General features: G+C 67.5%; 10 protein-coding genes. All 10 read left to right on the plus strand.

All coding sequences use genetic code 11. The annotated features are described in order from the left end of the window. Positions 1 to 14: 14 nt before the first annotated feature. Entirely contained in the window at positions 15 to 1,526 is a 1,512-nt protein-coding gene (locus tag DQP56_RS08405) for a carotenoid oxygenase family protein (protein WP_112684505.1), read from the plus strand. A 94-nt stretch (positions 1,527 to 1,620) separates the two neighbouring features. Then, on the plus strand, positions 1,621 to 2,673 hold the full coding sequence (locus DQP56_RS08410) for an ABC transporter ATP-binding protein (RefSeq protein WP_112684493.1): 1,053 nt from the start codon (positions 1,621 to 1,623) through the stop codon (positions 2,671 to 2,673). A 370-nt stretch (positions 2,674 to 3,043) separates the two neighbouring features. Then, the gene (gene rpoB / locus DQP56_RS08415) at positions 3,044 to 6,598 is read left to right on the plus strand and encodes a DNA-directed RNA polymerase subunit beta (RefSeq protein ID WP_112684494.1); all 3,555 of its coding nucleotides are present in this window, start codon (positions 3,044 to 3,046) and stop codon (positions 6,596 to 6,598) included. A 35-nt stretch (positions 6,599 to 6,633) separates the two neighbouring features. Continuing rightward, positions 6,634 to 10,584, plus strand: coding sequence for a DNA-directed RNA polymerase subunit beta' (locus tag DQP56_RS08420; RefSeq protein ID WP_112684495.1), 3,951 nt, complete (start codon positions 6,634 to 6,636; stop codon positions 10,582 to 10,584). Between the two features lie 176 nt (positions 10,585 to 10,760). Continuing rightward, positions 10,761 to 12,236, plus strand: a complete 1,476-nt coding sequence (locus tag DQP56_RS08425; RefSeq protein WP_112684496.1) for a glutamate-cysteine ligase family protein — start codon at positions 10,761 to 10,763, stop codon at positions 12,234 to 12,236. Between the two features lie 5 nt (positions 12,237 to 12,241). Next, the gene (locus tag DQP56_RS08430; RefSeq protein WP_112684497.1) at positions 12,242 to 13,000 is read left to right on the plus strand and encodes a deoxyribonuclease IV; all 759 of its coding nucleotides are present in this window, start codon (positions 12,242 to 12,244) and stop codon (positions 12,998 to 13,000) included. A gap of 338 nt (positions 13,001 to 13,338) precedes the next feature. Further along, the gene (locus tag DQP56_RS08435; RefSeq protein WP_112684498.1) at positions 13,339 to 14,979 is read left to right on the plus strand and encodes an acyl-CoA dehydrogenase family protein; all 1,641 of its coding nucleotides are present in this window, start codon (positions 13,339 to 13,341) and stop codon (positions 14,977 to 14,979) included. Positions 14,980 to 14,994: 15 nt separating this feature from the next. Further along, a complete protein-coding gene (locus DQP56_RS08440) occupies positions 14,995 to 15,930 on the plus strand; it encodes a crotonase/enoyl-CoA hydratase family protein (protein ID WP_112684499.1) in 936 nt (311 codons plus the stop codon). 5 nt (positions 15,931 to 15,935) lie between these two features. Beyond that, on the plus strand, positions 15,936 to 16,670 hold the full coding sequence (locus DQP56_RS08445) for a PaaX family transcriptional regulator C-terminal domain-containing protein (protein ID WP_165824946.1): 735 nt from the start codon (positions 15,936 to 15,938) through the stop codon (positions 16,668 to 16,670). Next, a partial coding sequence (locus DQP56_RS08450) for a crotonase/enoyl-CoA hydratase family protein (RefSeq protein ID WP_112684506.1) occupies positions 16,667 to 17,330 on the plus strand: 664 nt, incomplete at its 3' end. The genes DQP56_RS08445 and DQP56_RS08450, both read left to right, overlap by 4 nt.

Raw genomic sequence — 17,330 nt, forward strand, 5'->3', positions numbered from 1 at the left:
TTATAGGAGTGTTCATGGTCATCAAGTCCACCGGCGAGGCGGTGCCCGCGGCGAACCCGTACCTGGAAGGCTTTCTGGCGCCGGTGGACGCCGAAATCACCGCCACCGACCTGCGGGTCACCGGGCAGATCCCCGACTACCTCGACGGCCGCTACCTGCGCAACGGACCCAATCCCGTCGCCGAGGTCGATCCGACCACCTACCACTGGTTCACCGGCGACCCGATGGTGCACGGCGTGGCGCTGGGCGACGGCCGGGCCCACTGGTACCGCAACCGCTGGGTGCGCACCCCGGCGGTCTGCGCCGCGCTGGGCGAACCGTTGCCGGCGCGGATCGACGTCCGGGCCGGGATGCAGTCCGTCGGACCCAACACCAACGTGCTCGGCCACGCCGGCAAGACGCTGGCGCTGGTGGAAGGCGGCGTCGCCAATTACGAGCTCACCGAGGACCTCGACACGGTGGGCACCTGCGACTTTGACGGCACGCTGACGGGCGGCTACACCGCACACCCGCACCGCGATCCGGCCACCGGCGAACTGCACGCCGTGTCGTACTCGTTCGCCCGGGGCAACCGCGTCCAGTACTCGGTGATCGACAACGCCGGACGGGCGCGACGCACCGTGGACATCGAGGTGACCGGCGCGCCGATGATGCACGACTTCTCGCTGACCGAGAAGTACGTGGTGGTCTACGACCTGCCGGTCACCTTCGACCCGATCCAGGCGCTGCCGATGAACCTGCCCGGCTGGCTCGAAGCGCCCGCCCGTTTGGTGCTGAGCAGCCTGGTCGGCAAGGTCCGGATGCCCAGCCCCATCACCACGATGGTCAACCGCGACAGCCGGCCCCCGGCCGGGCTGCCCTACGCGTGGAACCCCCGCTACCCGGCGCGCATCGGGGTGATGCCGCGCGAGGGCGAGCCGACGGTGCGATGGTTCGACGTCGAACCGTGCTACGTCTTCCACCCTCTCAACGCCTACTCCGACGTCTCGCCGGCCGGCCAGGAACTGCTGGTGCTCGACGTGGTGCGTTACGCGAAGGTCTTCGACGCCGACCGGCGCGGGCCCGGTGATGCCCCGCCCGTCCTGCACCGGTGGACGATCAACCTGGACACCGGCGCGGTGAGCACCGAGGCCCGCGACGACCGCCCGCAGGAGTTCCCCCGGATCAACGAGGCGCTGCTGGGAGCCAAACACCGCTTCGGTTACACCGTCGGGATCAACGGCGGCTTCGTCGGCGGCGACCGGTCGGAGATGTCGACCACGCTGTACAAGCAGGACTACGCCACCGGCTCAAGCCTCACCGCGCCGCTGGACCCGCAGCTGGTGCTCGGCGAGATGTCGTTCGTGCCGCGCCCCGGCGGTCGCGACGAGGACGACGGCATCCTGATCGGGATGGGCCACCATCGCGGCGCTGACGAGGGCCAACTACTGATCCTGGACGCCGCAACCTGTGAGCAGGTGGCCACCGTGCACCTGCCGCAGCGGGTGCCGATGGGTTTCCACGGTAATTGGACACCCGCGGAGTGAGGCGGACCGGCGTTGCGGGCCGCAGCGGTGCGCTACAGTGGCCCAAGCCACAGGGGAGACGTGGCTATGACCAGACGTTGCGGAAGGACCACCAATGGGTGTCGCCATCGAGGTGCAGAATCTGACGAAGTCCTTCGGATCGGCCCGAATCTGGGAAGACGTCACGTTGACGATCCCGGAGGGCGAGGTCAGCGTCATGCTGGGTCCCTCCGGTACCGGCAAGTCGGTGTTCCTCAAGTCGCTGATCGGGCTGCTTCGCCCCGAGCGCGGTTCGATCGTCATCGACGGCACCGACATCCTGCAGTGCTCGGCCAAGGAGCTCTACGAGATCCGCACGCTGTTCGGGGTGCTGTTCCAGGACGGCGCGCTGTTCGGGTCGATGAACATCTACGACAACACCGCCTTCCCGCTGCGGGAGCACACCAAGAAGTCCGAGAGCGAGATTCGTGACATCGTCATGGAGAAGCTCGAGCTGGTCGGTATGCCCGACGACGGCTACAAGTTCCCCGGTGAGATCTCCGGTGGTATGCGCAAGCGTGCCGGCCTGGCCCGCGCACTGGTGCTGGACCCGAAGATCATCCTGGTCGACGAGCCCGACTCCGGTCTGGACCCGGTCCGCACGGCGTACCTGAGCCAGCTGCTGATCGACATCAATGCGCAGATCGACGCCACCATCTTGATCGTGACGCACAACATCAACGTCGTGCGCACCGTGCCGGACAACATCGGCATGCTCTACCGCAAGAAGCTGATCATGTTCGGTCCGCGTGAGGTGCTGCTGACCAGTGAGGAGCCGGCGGTCAAGCAGTTCCTCAACGGCCGCCGGATCGGTCCGATCGGCATGTCCGAGGAGAAGGACCAGGCGACCGCGGCCGCCGAGCAGGCCGCCGTCGACGCCGGACACGCCGACGGGGGCGTCGATGACGTGGAGGGGGTGCCGCCACAGATCGTCGCCAGCCCCGGCATGCCCGAGCGTCAGGCGGTGGGCCGCCGTCAGGCGCGGGTGCGCGAGATTCTGCACACCCTGCCTCCCAAAGCCCAGGCGGCCATCCGCGACGACCTCGAGGGCACCCAGCATTTCGCGGTGCGCGACTACCCCGCCGACGACGAAGCCCCCACCGCCTCGATCCCGGCCTCACAGGGCTGAGTCCTCGACGCCGGCCCGCACCGTGTCAGCTCTTGACGGACGGACGTAAACGGTCCAATCTGTTCCCAGCGTTTGTGTGGAGGCTCCGGCGGAGGCCAGCCAGCACCGATAGGGCCCCGGGACGCGGCAGTTGAGGATTGCGTGAGCCTGCGCTATTGTTGGACGTTGCGCTGGCTTCCTCCTGCCCACCCTTACCCGCACCCGAACCCGCAGTACCAGCCTTGAGTCGCGTCGGTCGGCTCGTTTAAGGCTTGTGACCTCATGGTTTGGCTGTTCGTGAGACCGGACAGAGCGTCCGCCAGCCGAACCAACGGTTGATATTCGCAGCGAACGGGGTCTGGTGAGAACCGGGACCCGCTGGCCGCATTAGGTGCTGGAAGGATGCATCTTGGCAGTCTCCCGCCAGAGCAAGAAGAACGCTTCAGGTACTACCACCCAATATTCTCCGAATAGCTCCGTCCCCGGAGCTCCCAACCGGATCTCCTTCGCCAAGCTGCGTGAACCGCTCGAGGTTCCGGGTCTGCTCGACGTGCAGACCGACTCGTTCCAGTGGCTGATCGGGGCGCCGGAGTGGCGCGAGGAAATGGAGAACCTGACCGGCACCGCGCCCAGGGGCGGCCTCGAGGAAGTACTCGAGGAGTTGTCGCCGATCGAGGACTTCTCCGGCTCGATGTCGCTGTCGTTCTCCGACCCGCGGTTCGACGACGTCAAGGCCCCGGTCGAGGAGTGCCGCGACAAGGACATGACCTTCGCGGCGCCGCTGTTCGTCACCGCGGAGTTCATCAACAACAACACCGGTGAGATCAAGAGCCAGACGGTGTTCATGGGCGACTTCCCGATGATGACCGAGAAGGGCACCTTCATCATCAACGGCACCGAGCGTGTCGTCGTCTCCCAGCTGGTGCGCTCGCCCGGTGTGTACTTCGACGCCAACATCGACAAGTCCACCGAGAAGACGCTGCACTCGGTCAAGGTGATCCCGGGACGCGGCGCCTGGCTGGAGTTCGATGTCGACAAGCGCGACCTGGTCGGCGTCCGGATCGACCGCAAGCGCCGCCAGCCGGTGACCGTGCTGCTCAAGGCGCTGGGCTGGACCAGCGAGGCGATCCGGGAGCGGTTCGGCTTCTCCGAGATCATGATGTCGACGCTGGAGAAGGACAACGCCGCCAACACCGACGAGGCGCTGCTGGACATCTACCGCAAGCTGCGTCCGGGCGAGCCGCCCACCCGGGAGTCCGCGCAGACCCTGCTGGAGAACCTGTTCTTCAAGGAGAAGCGCTACGACCTGGCCCGGGTGGGTCGCTACAAGATCAACAAGAAGCTGGGCTTGCCGGCCGCGCCGTCGGCCGTCGGAACGGCGCCGACCACGCTGACCGAAGAGGACATCGTGGCCACCATCGAGTACCTGGTGCGGCTGCACCAGGCAGCTCAGGACGGGGTGTCCGGCACCATGACGGTGCCGGGCGGCGTCGAGGTGCCCGTCGAGGTCGACGACATCGACCACTTCGGCAACCGGCGGCTGCGCACCGTGGGAGAGCTGATCCAGAACCAGATCCGGGTCGGCCTGTCGCGTATGGAGCGCGTGGTCCGCGAGCGGATGACCACCCAGGACGTCGAGGCCATCACGCCGCAGACCCTGATCAACATCCGCCCGGTGGTGGCCGCGATCAAGGAGTTCTTCGGCACCAGCCAGCTCTCGCAGTTCATGGACCAGAACAACCCGCTGTCGGGTCTGACCCACAAGCGCCGGCTGTCGGCGCTGGGGCCCGGTGGTCTGTCGCGTGAGCGGGCCGGCCTGGAAGTTCGTGACGTGCACCCGTCCCACTACGGCCGGATGTGCCCGATCGAGACCCCGGAAGGCCCGAACATCGGTCTGATCGGGTCGCTGGCGACCTACGCGCGGGTCAACCCGTTCGGCTTCATCGAGACCCCGTACCGCAAGGTGGTCGACGGTGTGGTCACCGATGAGATCGTCTACCTGACCGCCGACGAGGAGGACCGCTACATCGTGGCGCAGGCCAACTCGCCGCTGGAGGGCGACGGTCGCTTCACCGAGGAGCGCGTGCTGGTCCGTCGTAAGGGCGGCGAGGTCGAGTACGTGTCGTCGGCCGAGGTCGACTACATGGACGTCTCGCCGCGCCAGATGGTGTCGGTGGCCACGGCCATGATCCCGTTCCTGGAGCACGACGACGCCAACCGTGCCCTGATGGGCGCCAACATGCAGCGTCAGGCGGTTCCGCTGGTGCGCAGCGAGGCGCCGCTGGTGGGCACCGGTATGGAGCTGCGCGCCGCGATCGACGCCGGTGACGTGATCGTCGCCGACAAGGCCGGTGTCATCGAGGAGGTCTCCGCCGACTACATCACGGTGATGGCCGACGACGGCACCCGCCAGACCTACCGGATGCGCAAGTTCAACCGGTCCAACCACGGCACCTGCGCCAACCAGCGGCCGATCGTCGACGCCGGCCAGCGTGTCGAAGCCGGCCAGGTGATCGCGGACGGCCCATGCACCGACAACGGCGAGATGGCCCTGGGCAAGAACCTGCTCGTGGCGATCATGCCGTGGGAGGGCCACAACTACGAGGACGCGATCATCCTGTCCAACAGGCTGGTCGAGGAGGACACGCTCACCTCGATCCACATCGAGGAGCACGAGATCGACGCCCGCGACACCAAGCTGGGCGCCGAGGAGATCACCCGGGACATCCCGAACGTCTCCGATGAGGTGCTGGCAGACCTCGACGAGCGCGGCATCGTGCGCATCGGTGCCGAGGTCCGCGATGGCGACATCCTGGTCGGCAAGGTCACTCCCAAGGGTGAGACCGAGCTGACCCCCGAGGAGCGGTTGCTGCGTGCCATCTTCGGGGAGAAGGCCCGCGAAGTCCGCGACACCTCGCTGAAGGTGCCGCACGGCGAGTCCGGCAAGGTCATCGGCATCCGGGTGTTCTCCCGCGAGGACGACGACGAGCTGCCCGCCGGGGTCAACGAGCTGGTGCGCGTCTACGTCGCGCAGAAGCGCAAGATCTCCGACGGTGACAAGCTGGCCGGTCGGCACGGCAACAAGGGCGTCATCGGCAAGATCCTGCCGGCCGAGGACATGCCGTTCCTGCCGGACGGCACGCCGGTCGACATCATCTTGAACACCCACGGTGTGCCTCGTCGTATGAACATCGGTCAGATCCTGGAGACCCACCTGGGCTGGATCGCCAAGACCGGCTGGAACATCGATGTTGCTGCCGGCGTGCCCGACTGGGCGGAGAAGCTCCCCGAGGAGCTGTACGCCGCCGACCCGGACACCCGCACCGCGACCCCGGTGTTCGACGGCGCCCAGGAGAACGAGCTGCAGGGCCTGCTCTCCTCGACGCTGGCCAACCGTGACGGCGAGATCATGGTCAACGGCGACGGCAAGGCGACGCTGTTCGACGGCCGCTCCGGTGAGCCGTTCCCGTACCCGGTGACCGTCGGCTACATGTACATCATGAAGCTGCACCACCTGGTGGACGACAAGATCCACGCCCGCTCCACCGGCCCGTACTCGATGATCACCCAGCAGCCGCTGGGCGGTAAGGCGCAGTTCGGTGGCCAGCGCTTCGGTGAGATGGAGTGCTGGGCCATGCAGGCCTACGGCGCGGCGTACACGCTGCAGGAGCTGTTGACGATCAAGTCCGACGACACCGTCGGTCGCGTCAAGGTCTACGAGGCGATCGTCAAGGGCGAGAACATCCCCGAGCCGGGTATCCCGGAGTCGTTCAAGGTGCTGCTCAAAGAGCTGCAGTCACTGTGCCTCAACGTCGAGGTGCTGGCGAAGGACGGCGCGGCGATCGAATTGCGCGAAGGCGAGGACGAGGACCTGGAGCGGGCAGCCGCCAACCTGGGAATCAACCTGTCCCGCAACGAATCCGCCTCAGTTGAGGATTTGGCCTAATTATTTTCTAGTCCCGCAAGGGGAAAGGGAGTTACGTGCTCGACGTCAACTTCTTCGATGAGCTCCGCATCGGCTTGGCGACCGCGGAGGACATCCGGCAATGGTCCTACGGCGAGGTCAAGAAGCCGGAGACCATCAACTACCGCACGCTCAAGCCCGAGAAGGACGGCCTGTTCTGCGAGAAGATCTTCGGACCGACTCGCGACTGGGAGTGCTACTGCGGCAAGTACAAGCGCGTGCGCTTCAAGGGCATCATCTGTGAGCGCTGTGGCGTCGAGGTGACCCGTGCCAAGGTGCGCCGTGAGCGGATGGGCCACATCGAACTGGCCGCGCCGGTTACCCACATCTGGTACTTCAAGGGCGTGCCGTCCCGGTTGGGCTACCTGCTGGACCTGGCGCCCAAGGACCTCGAGAAGATCATCTACTTCGCGGCCTACGTCATCACCGACGTCGACACCGAGATGCGCCACAACGAGCTGTCGACGCTGGAAGCCGAGATGGTCGTCGAGAAGAAGGGTGTCGAGGACCAGCGGGACGCCGACCTGGAGGCCCGTGCCCAGAAGCTGGAGGCCGACCTGGCCGAGCTGGAAGCCGAAGGCGCGAAAGCCGATGTGCGACGCAAGGTTCGCGACGGTGGCGAGCGTGAGATGCGTCAGCTGCGTGACCGTGCCCAGCGTGAGCTGGACCGGCTCGACAACATCTGGGACACCTTCGTCAAGCTGGCTCCCAAGCAGCTGATCGTCGACGAGACCGTCTACCGCGAGCTGGTCGACCGCTACGGCGAGTACTTCACCGGCGCGATGGGCGCGGAGTCGATCCAGAAGCTGATCGAGAACTTCGACATCGACGCCGAGGCCGAGTCGCTGCGCGACACCATCAAGAACGGCAAGGGGCAGAAGAAGCTTCGTGCCCTCAAGCGGCTCAAGGTGGTCGCGGCGTTCCAGCAGTCGGGCAACTCCCCGATGGGCATGGTGCTCGACGCGGTGCCGGTGATCCCGCCGGAGCTGCGCCCGATGGTGCAGCTCGACGGTGGCCGGTTCGCCACGTCCGACCTCAACGACCTGTACCGCCGGGTCATCAACCGCAACAACCGGTTGAAGCGGCTGATCGACCTCGGCGCGCCCGAGATCATCGTCAACAACGAGAAGCGGATGCTGCAGGAGTCCGTCGACGCGCTGTTCGACAACGGCCGTCGGGGCCGGCCTGTCACCGGGCCGGGCAACCGCCCGCTGAAGTCGCTGTCGGATCTGCTCAAGGGCAAGCAGGGCCGGTTCCGGCAGAACCTGCTCGGCAAGCGTGTGGATTACTCCGGTCGCTCCGTTATTGTCGTGGGTCCGCAGCTCAAGCTGCACCAGTGCGGTCTGCCCAAGCTGATGGCACTCGAGCTGTTCAAGCCGTTCGTGATGAAGCGGCTGGTCGACCTCAACCACGCGCAGAACATCAAGAGCGCCAAGCGGATGGTGGAGCGGCAGCGCCCCCAGGTGTGGGACGTCCTCGAAGAGGTCATCGCCGAGCACCCGGTGCTGCTCAACCGCGCCCCCACGCTGCACCGCCTGGGCATCCAGGCCTTCGAGCCGCAGCTGGTGGAGGGCAAGGCCATTCAGCTGCACCCGCTGGTGTGTGAGGCCTTCAACGCCGACTTCGACGGTGACCAGATGGCGGTGCACCTGCCGTTGAGCGCCGAGGCGCAGGCCGAGGCCCGGATCCTGATGCTGTCGTCCAACAACATCCTGTCGCCGGCCTCGGGTCGTCCGCTGGCCATGCCGCGACTGGACATGGTGACCGGACTGTACTTCCTGACCACCGAGATCGAAGGTGACACAGGCGAATACACCCCGGCCGCCAAGGACCGTCCGGAGAGCGGCGTCTACTCCTCGCCCGCCGAGGCGATCATGGCCGTCGACCGGGGTGCACTCTCGGTGCGCGCCAAGATCAAGGTGCGCCTGGATCAGCTGCGGCCGCCCGCAGAGGTGGAGACGGAGCTGTTCGGCGAGAACGGCTGGCGTCCGGGTGACGCCTGGATGACCGAGACCACGCTGGGTCGGGTGATGTTCAACGAGCTGCTGCCCGTGGGCTACCCGTTCGTGAACAAGCAGATGCACAAGAAGGTTCAGGCCGTCATCATCAACGACCTGGCCGAGCGCTACCCGATGATCGTGGTCGCCCAGACCGTCGACAAGCTCAAGGACGCCGGCTTCTACTGGGCCACCCGTTCGGGTGTCACGGTGTCGATGGCTGATGTGTTGGTGCCGCCGCGCAAGAAGGAGATCCTGGACTCCTACGAGGAGCGCGCCGACAAGGTCGAAAAGCAGTTCCAGCGTGGCGCTCTCAACCACGACGAGCGCAACGAGGCGCTGGTGGAGATCTGGAAGGAAGCCACCGAGGAGGTGGGTCAGGCGCTGCGTGACCACTACCCGGCCGACAACCCGATCATCACCATCGTCGACTCCGGTGCGACGGGTAACTTCACCCAGACCCGGACGCTGGCGGGCATGAAGGGTCTGGTGACCAACCCCAAGGGTGAGTTCATCCCGCGGCCGATCAAGTCCTCGTTCCGTGAGGGCCTGACCGTGCTGGAGTACTTCATCAACACCCACGGCGCCCGAAAGGGTTTGGCGGACACCGCGTTGCGTACCGCGGACTCGGGCTACCTGACCCGTCGTCTGGTGGACGTCTCGCAGGACGTGATCGTGCGCGAGCACGACTGCGGCACCGAGCGCGGCATCCTGGTGGAACTGGCCGAGGTGGCAGCCGACGGTTCGCTGATCCGCGACCCGTTCATCGAGACCTCGGCGTACGCCCGCACGTTGGCGGTCGACGCCGTCGATGGCAACGGCAATGTCGTTATCGAGCGCGGCCACGACCTCGGCGACCCGTCGATCGAGGCACTGCTGGGTGCGGGTATCTCGCAGGTGAAGGTGCGGTCGGTGCTGACCTGTGCCACCGGAACCGGCGTCTGCGCGACCTGTTACGGCCGGTCGATGGCCACCGGCAAGCTGGTCGACATCGGCGAGGCCGTCGGCATCGTCGCGGCGCAGTCCATCGGTGAGCCCGGTACCCAGCTGACCATGCGCACCTTCCACCAGGGTGGTGTCGGTGAGGACATCACCGGTGGTCTGCCGCGGGTGCAGGAGTTGTTCGAGGCGCGGATCCCGCGTGGCAAGGCGCCGATCGCCGACGTCGCCGGACGGGTGCAACTCGAGGAGGGCGACAAGTTCTACAAGATCACCATCGTGCCGGACGACGGCGGCGAGGAAGTGGTCTACGACAAGTTGCCCAAGCGTCAGCGGCTGCGGGTGTTCAAGCACGAGGACGGTTCCGAGCGGTTGCTGGCCGACGGTGACCACGTCGAGGTCGGACAGCAGCTCATGGAGGGCTCGGCCGACCCGCACGAGGTGCTGCGCGTGCAGGGTCCCCGCGAGGTGCAGATCCACCTCGTCAAGGAGGTCCAGCAGGTCTACCGCGCTCAGGGCGTGTCGATCCACGACAAGCACATCGAGGTGATCGTCCGGCAGATGCTGCGCCGGGTGACCATCATCGACTCGGGCGCCACGGAGTTCCTGCCCGGTTCGCTGACCGAGCGGGCCGAGTTCGAGACCGAGAACCGTCGGGTGGTGGCCGAGGGCGGCGAGCCCGCGGCCGGCCGTCCGGTGCTGATGGGGATCACCAAGGCGAGCCTGGCCACGGACTCGTGGCTGAGTGCGGCGTCGTTCCAGGAGACCACCCGCGTGCTGACCGATGCGGCGATCAACTGCCGCAGCGACAAGCTGCAGGGGCTGAAGGAGAACGTGATCATCGGCAAGCTGATCCCGGCCGGCACCGGGATCAACCGCTACCGCAACATCGCGGTGCAGCCGACCGAGGAGGCCCGGGCCGCCGCGTACACGATCCCGTCCTACGAGGATCAGTACTACAGCCCGGACTTCGGCGCCGCCACCGGTGCCGCGGTTCCGCTGGACGACTACGGGTACAGCGACTACCGGTAGTCCACGACGAGAAGGGCCTCGGGGTACACCCCCGGGGCTTTTCTCGTCGGCGCCGCGTTGGTGTCGCGTCGGTGCGCCCCGCTCGAGCGGCAATCGTACGACGGACTTGCGGCGTGTCGCGTCGTGAGATTGCCGCTCGGCGGCCGGCGCAGGCGTGCTCGGGCCCCATCGCGGGTATGTGGGACCAGGTGAACCACACCGCTCACGGCCGCAGCCAACGTCAGCGCTACCGGCGCAAGATCCAGCAGTGCCTCGACGTCTTCGAGGCGATGCTGGCGCAGTCCGACTTCGACTGTGCGCAGCCGCTGACCGGCATGGAGATCGAGGGCAACCTGATCGACGGTGACTACCGGCCGGCGATGTCGAACTCCGATGTGCTCGCCACGATCGACGATCCGGCATATCAACGCGAACTGGGCGCCCACAACATCGAATTCAACGTCCCGCCGCGGCCGCTGTGCGGGCGGTCGGGACTGGAGTGGGAAGCCGAGGTGCGCTCGAGCCTCAACGCCGCCGAGTCCAAGGCCCGCGCCGACGGCGCACGCATCGTGATGATCGGCATCCTGCCCACGCTGATGCCCGAGCACCTGGCCACAGGCTGGATGAGCGACTCGGCCCGGTATGCGGCACTCAACGATTCGATCTTCGCCGCCCGCGGTGAGGAGCTCGCGATCGAGATCGACGGCCCGGAGCCGCTGAGTCTGTACGCGGCGACGATCGCGCCGGAGTCGGCGTGCACCAGCATGCAGTTGCATCTGCAGGTGTCGCCCGCGCAGTTCGCCGACCACTGGAACGCGGCGCAGGTGCTGGCCGGCCCGCAGTTGGCGTTGGGCGCCAACTCCCCGTACGTCTTCGGCCACCGGCTGTGGGCGGAGACCCGGGTCGAGTTGTTCGCCCAATCCACCGACACCCGCTCCGACGAACTGAAGAACCAGGGCGTGCGGCCGCGAGTTTGGTTCGGCGAGCGGTGGATCACCTCGATCTTCGACCTGTTCGAGGAGAACGTGCGCTACTTCCCGTCGCTGCTGCCGGAGGTGTCCGACGAGGATCCGGCCACCGAGCTGGCGCAGGGCCGCACCCCACAACTCGCCGAGCTGCGCCTGCACAACGGGACGGTCTACCGGTGGAATCGGCCGGTCTACGACGTCGTCGACGGACGGCCGCACCTGCGCGTGGAGAACCGGGTGCTGCCGTCCGGTCCGACGGTCGCCGACATGCTGGCCAACGCGGTCTTCTACTACGGCCTATTGCGCGGCCTGGCGCACCAGCGGCGGCCGCTGTGGTCCCAGATGAGCTTCGCCACCGCCCACGCCAACTTCCGGGCGGCCGCCCGTCACGGCATCGACGCCCGGCTGTACTGGCCCGAGCTGGGGGAGGTGAGCGTAGCGGAGCTGACCCGGCGCGAACTGCTGCCGATGGCCCGTCGGGGCCTCGACGACTGGGGGGTGGCCGCCGAAGTGTCCGACCGCTTCCTCGGCATCATCGAGGGCCGGGTCGCCACCGGGCGCAACGGCGCCACCTGGCAGGTGGCGACGGTGCGGGCGCTGCAGGCGCAGGGGATGAGCCGGCCCGAGGCGCTCACCGAGATGCTGCGGCGTTACTGCGCGCAGATGCACACCAACCAGCCGGTGCACACCTGGCAACTAAGCTGACCACCGTGTTGATCGGTTCCCATGTGCGCCCGGCCGATCCGTTGGCCGCTGCGGCGGCCGACGGCGCCGACACGGTGCAGATCTTCCTCGGCAACCCGCAGAGCTGGAAGGCCCCCAAGCCGCGTGAGGACGCGGCACAGCTGCGGGAGGCCGCGTTGCCGATCTACGTGCACGCGCCGTACCTGATCAACGTCGCCTCCCCGAACAACCGGGTGCGCATCCCCTCGCGCAAGGTCTTGCAGCAGACCTGCGACGCCGCCGCCGACATCGGCGCGGCCGCGGTGATCGTCCACGGCGGACACGTCACCGCCGACGACGATGATCCACTGGCCGGGTTCATCCGCTGGCGCAAGGCGCTCGACCAGCTCGAGACGACCGTTCCGGTCTATTTGGAGAACACCGCCGGCGGGGACCACGCGATGGCCCGCCGCTTCGACACCATCGCCAGGCTGTGGGATCACATCGGCGACACCGGGGTCGGGTTTTGCCTGGACACCTGCCACACCTGGGCGGCCGGGGAGTCCCTGCCCGATGCGGTGGAGCGGATCAAGGCCATTACCGGGCGTATCGACCTGGTGCACTGCAACGACTCCAAGGATGCCGCCGGGTCGGGTCGGGACCGCCATGCCAACTTCGGCACCGGGCAGATCGATCCGGAGCTGTTGGTCGCCGTCGTCAAGGCCGCCGGCGCCCCGGTCATCTGCGAGACCGCCGAGGAGGGCCGCAAGGCCGACATCGCCTTCCTGCGAGAACGCCTCGGCTGACGGCGGCGCGGAGACCATACGCCCCGATCCAGCCGAAAATGCATCCGTATTGACTTATTTTCCTAAAGGACTATGACAAACGGTTGGTAATGTGCTATTAATTTGCTAGGCCCCGTCAGTACGGCGGCTTACACGATCTCTTTTGCTGGAAGGATCCCCATGGCTGGGCGGCGCGGCTGCGGTGCGGCAGGGATGAGCAGCGCTTAGCCCGGCGCCCCATAGACGCGGCGATCACGGCCCGGAACCTCCCGACCTCGGGCCGTGATCGCCGTTTGTTTGCCGGCCATAAGTCGGATTACATCCGTTGTGCAAACGTCGAAAAACTGTAATACTCGGTCATGGCCGATACGCACATCGTAACCAACCAGGTTCCACCCTTAGAGGGCTACAATCCGGCCTCCTCGCCGGTCCTCATCGAGGCGCTGATCCGTGAGGGCGGCCAGTGGGGCGTCGACGAAGTCACCGACCTCGGTGCCCTCTCCGGCTCCCGGCAAGTGCAGCGCTGGGGTGAACTCGCCGATCGCAACCGCCCGGTTCTGCATACCCACGATGTGGTCGGCAACCGCATCGACGAAGTCGAATACGACCCCGCCTACCACGAGTTGATGCGCACCGCGATCGCCCACGGCTTGCACGCCGCGCCGTGGGCCGACCCGCGGCCGGGCGCCCACGTGGTGCGTGCCGCCCAGACCGGGGTGTGGACCGCAGAGCCCGGCCACATGTGTCCGATCTCGATGACCTACGCGATCGTCCCGGCGCTGCGCTACAACCAGGAACTGTCGAAGACCTACGAGCCGCTGTTGACCAGCCGGGTCTATGACCCCGAGCTGAAGGTGCCGGCCGACAAGGCGGGCCTCACCGCGGGCATGTCGATGACCGAAAAGCAGGGCGGCTCCGATGTGCGCGCCGGTACCACCCAGGCGGTGCCCAACGCTGACGGCAGCTACACGCTGACCGGGCACAAGTGGTTCACCTCCGCGCCGATGTGCGATGTGTTCCTGGTGCTCGCCCAGGCACCCGGCGGCCTGAGTTGCTTCTTCCTGCCGCGGGTACTGCCGGATGGCACCCGCAACCGGATGCGGCTGCAGCGGCTCAAGGACAAGCTCGGCAACCACGCCAACGCCTCCAGCGAAATCGAGTACGACGGCGCCACCGCGTGGCTGGTCGGCGAGGAGGGCCGTGGCGTCTCGGTCATCATCGAGATGGTCAACCTGACCCGGCTGGACTGCGCGCTGGGCAGCGCCACCAGCATGCGGATGGGGCTGGCCCGCGCCATCTATCACACGCAGCACCGAAAGGCGTTCGGCGACTACCTGATCGACCAGCCGCTGATGCGCAACGTGCTGGCCGACCTGGCGGTGGAGGCCGAAGCGGCCACCCTGGTGACCATGCGGATGGCCGGCGCCACCGACAAGGCGGTCCAGGGTGACGACCGGGAGGGCCTGCTGCGCCGGATCGGGCTGGCGGCCACCAAGTACTGGGTGTGCAAGCGCGCCACGCCGCACGCCGCCGAGGCGATGGAATGCCTGGGCGGCAACGGCTACATCGAGGACACTTTGATGCCGCGGCTCTACCGGGAGGCGCCGCTGATGGGCATCTGGGAGGGGTCGGGCAACGTCAGCGCACTGGACACGTTGCGGGCCTTGGCAACCCAGCCCGACTCGGTGACGGTGCTCTTCGATGAGCTGGCCGACAGCGCCGGGCAAGACGTGCGGCTTGACGCCCACGTCGCTGCTCTCAAGACCCAACTGGGCGACCTGGGCGGTGATCTTCAGGGCGCCCAGTATCGGGCCCGCAAGATCGCCGAGGACATCTGCCTGGCGTTGCAGGGTGCGCTGCTGGTGCGTCACGGCCACCCGGCGGTGGCCGAGGCGTTCCTGGCGACCCGCCTCGACGGCCGGTGGGGCGGCGCGTTCGGCACCCTGCCGGCCGGCCTGGAGCTGGGGTCGATCCTCGAGCGGTCCTTGGTGAAGGACTGAGGGACCGGCGAATTCATGCGGCACCACATCGCCCCGGTTGAGTACGACAACCTGCGGACGATGACCTACGAGGTCACCGACCGCGTCGCCCGGATCACCTTCGACCGCCCCGAGAAGGGCAACGCGATCACCGCCGACACCCCGCTGGAACTGTCGGCCCTGGTGGAGCGGGCCGACCTGGATCCGAACGTGCACGTGATTCTGGTTTCCGGTCGCGGCGAGGGGTTCTGCGCCGGTTTCGACCTGAGTGCCTACGCCGAAGGGTCGTCGTCGGCGGGCGGCGAGGGCTACCGGGGCAGCGTGCTCGACGGCAAGGTGCAGGCGGCCAACCATCGTGCCGATCAGCCGTGGGATCCGATGGTCGACTACCAGATGATGAGCCGGTTCGTTCGCGGCTTCGCCTCGCTGATGTACGCCGACAAACCGACCGTGGTCAAGATCCACGGCTACTGCGTGGCCGGCGGCACCGATATCGCGCTGCACGCCGACCAGGTGATCGCGGCGTCCGACGCCAAGATCGGCTACCCGCCGACCCGGGTGTGGGGGGTGCCGGCGGCCGGGCTGTGGGCACACCGGCTCGGTGACCAGCGTGCCAAACGCCTACTGCTGACCGGGGATTGCATCACCGGCGCCCAAGCCGCCGAATGGGGTCTGGCCATCGAGGCCCCGGATCCGGCGGATCTCGACGAGCGCACCGAACGCCTGGTGGCGCGTATCGCCGCGATGCCGGTCAACCAGCTGATCATGGCCAAGCTCGCGCTCAACACCGCGCTGCAGCAACAAGGCGTGGCGACCAGCCGGATGGTCAGCACCGTCTTCGACGGCGTGGCGCGGCACACTCCCGAGGGGCACGCGTTCGTCGCCGACGCGGTGGCACACGGGTTTCGCGAGGCGGTGCGCCACCGCGACGAGCCGTTCGGCGATTACGGCCGGCGAGCCTCGGATGTGTAGCGGCCATGCCTGACGCACCCGTCCGCATGACGGCCCGATCGGTGGTGCTGTCGGTGCTGCTGGGGGCGCACCCCGCCTCGGCCACATCTGCTGAACTACTCAATATCACAGCGGGTTTCGGCATCAAAGAGACCGCCATGCGGGTGGCGCTCACCCGGCTGGTCGCCGCCGGGGACCTGGTCCGATCCGCCGGGGGCTATGGGCTCTCCGAACGGCTGCTCGAGCGCCAGCGCCGGCAGGACGAGGCGCTGAATCCGCAGACCCGGCGGTGGGGCGGCGACTGGCTCGCCGTGGTGATCACCAGCATCGGCTGCGACGCCCGAACCCGGGCCGCCTTGCGATCCCGTCTGACCGAGCGGCGATTCGGCGAACTGCGCGAAGGGATTTGGATGCGGCCCGACAATATCGCCGTCGACCTGGGCGCCGAGCTGACCGCGCACACCCGACTGCTCACCGCGCGTGACGAGAAACCGCCCGAACTCGCCGGCAGGCTATGGGATCTGGCCGGGTGGGCGGCAACCGGCAACGAACTGCTCGCCGAGATCGCGGCTGCCCCCGACGTGCCCGGCCGCTTCATCGTCGCCGCTGCCATGGTCCGCCATCTGCGCCGCGATCCGGTACTGCCCACCGAACTGCTCCCGCCGGACTGGCCCGGAGACCGGATCCGCAGGCGTTACGCGGAATTCGTCGACGAGGTGGCCGCGCAGCGCGACGCCGGCCGAACGGTGGAGGTGCCATGAACGTACGAGTGGAGCGCAGCGGCGCGGTGACCACGGTGATCCTGGACCGGCCGGAGGCGCGTAACGCCGTCGACGGACCGACCGCCGCCGCGTTGTATCAGGCCTTCGCCGAATTCGACCGCGACGACTCGGCAGCCGTGGCGGTGCTGTGGGGCGACCACGGAACCTTCTGCGCCGGAGCCGATCTCAAGGCGTTCGGCACCGAGAAGACCAATCAGACCCATCGCAGCGGGCCGGGGCCGATGGGGCCGACCCGGATGACGCTGACTAAGCCGGTGATCGCCGCGGTGAGCGGCTACGCCGTGGCCGGCGGCCTGGAACTGGCGCTCTGGTGCGACCTGCGGGTCGCCGAGGCCGACGCGGTGTTCGGCGTGTTCTGCCGGCGTTGGGGGGTACCGCTCATCGACGGTGGCACCGTTCGGTTGCCCCGATTGATCGGCCACAGCCGGGCCATGGACATGATCCTCACCGGGCGGGCCGTGGACGCCGCCGAGGCGCACGCGATCGGGCTGGCCAACCGGGTGGTGCCCACCGGGCAGGCCCGCGCCGCCGCCGAGCAGTTGGCCGGCGAACTGGCCGAGTTGCCGCAGCGCTGCCTGCGCTCGGATCGGCTGTCGGCGCTGCACCAATGGGGCATGACCGAACCGCATGCGATGGATC

The organism is Mycolicibacter senuensis, from assembly GCF_003284925.1.
In the GTDB taxonomy this organism is placed as follows: domain Bacteria; phylum Actinomycetota; class Actinomycetes; order Mycobacteriales; family Mycobacteriaceae; genus Mycobacterium; species Mycobacterium algericum_A.